Here is a 1,421-nt window from a genome sequence, read left to right on the forward strand (position 1 = left end):
CGGAGGCGCGCGCCAAGGTCCGCGCCGAGCGGCTCGCCACGCTCGAGCAACTCGGCATCGCCGGCATGGCCGCGCAGCGCGCGGGCCGGCTGGTGTCCGACCACGCCAGCGAGCCCGCGCGCCAATGGGTGCGCTGGAACATGGCGCGCCTGAACGACCGCGGCTACCGCCAGGCCGTCGAGCTGCTGTGCAACGCCGACCTGCTGGCCGAGCTGCCGCCGCCGATGCCGGTGCGCGTGGCCTGCGGCGCGCTCGATGCGGTCACGCCGCCCGCGGCCTGCGAGGAAGTGGCGCGGCGCTGCGGCGTGGCGCTCGAATTGGTGGACGATGCGGGCCACGCCGGCTACGTGGAGCAACCGCGGGCCGTCGCCGCGCTGCTGCGCGAATCGCTCGCGCACTGAGCGCCATCACCCCCTATCCAACCAAGGAAATCAAGAGACATGGCCACCAACGACAACGACGCGATGGACGAGGGCGCGGACCGCTACAACGTGCCTGCGCTCGAGCGCGGACTGCGCGTGCTGTGCGAGTTCAGCCGCGAGAGCCGCACGCTCTCGGCGCCCGAGCTGGCGCGCCGCTTCGACCTGCCGCGCTCGACCGTCTTTCGCCTGCTCACCACGCTCGAGAACATGGGCTTCCTCGAGCGCGCCGAGGGCGGGCGCGACTACCGCCTGGGCCTGGCCGTGCTGCGCCTGGGCTTCGAATACCTGGCTTCGCTCGAGCTCACGCAGCTCGGCACGCCGCTGCTCAACCGCCTCTGCGAGGAGCTGCGCACGCCCTGCAACCTGGTGGTGCGCGACGGCCGCTCGATCGTCTACGTCGCCAAGGTCGCGCCGCCCACGCCCTTCGCGAGTTCGGTCACCGTGGGCACGCGGCTGCCGGCCCATGCCACGGTGCTGGGCCGCATCCTGCTGGAAGACCTGACCCTGCCGCAGCTGCGCGCCCTCTATCCCGAGGACAAGCTCGAGACCTTCTCGCCGAGCACGCCGAAGACCGTCAACGAGCTGTTCGACATGGTGCAGGCCGACCGCCAGCGCGGCTACGTGCTAGGCGAGGGCTTCTTCGAATCGAACATCTCGACCATCGCCGCGCCGGTGCGCGACCACGGCGGCCACATCGTGGCGGCGCTGGGCGCGACCATCACCTCGGGCCACATCGACGAGAACCGCATGGACGAGATGGTGCAGCGCGTGCGCGGCACGGCCGACGAGATCTCGGGCCTGCTCAACTACTCGCCCGCGCGCGCCGCCAAGGTGGTGCCGCTGCGCAGCGCCTGAGACCCATGGCCGCTTCTTCTTCCTCCTCCTCCTTCTTCGCCGCCGATGCGCTGGCCGGCCGCGTGGCCGTGGTCACGGGCGGGTCGTCGGGCATCGGCCTGGCCACGGTCGAGCTGCTGCTGGCCTGCGGCGTCGCGGTCGCGC

At 72.1% G+C, this 1,421-nt stretch carries 2 protein-coding genes and 1 pseudogene; all 3 read left to right on the forward strand.

What is annotated here, in order from left to right; all coding sequences use genetic code 11:
- A partial coding sequence (locus AC27VN_RS41405) for an alpha/beta fold hydrolase (RefSeq protein WP_490880501.1) occupies positions 1–401 on the forward strand: 401 nt, incomplete at its 5' end.
- 39 nt (positions 402–440) lie between these two features.
- Positions 441–1,277, forward strand: coding sequence for an IclR family transcriptional regulator (locus tag AC27VN_RS41410; RefSeq protein ID WP_093344539.1), 837 nt, complete (start codon positions 441–443; stop codon positions 1,275–1,277).
- A gap of 5 nt (positions 1,278–1,282) precedes the next feature.
- Positions 1,283–1,421 (forward strand): annotated as a pseudogene (locus AC27VN_RS41415) (SDR family oxidoreductase); the annotation flags it as partial.

It is taken from the genome of Variovorax sp. 20P10.2.4, from assembly GCF_058244205.1.

Excerpts from the sequence above, each read along its gene's own strand:
- AC27VN_RS41410 (WP_093344539.1), top strand. The coding sequence starts at position 441 with ATGGCCACCAACGACAACGACGCGATGGACGAGGGCGCGGACCGCTAC.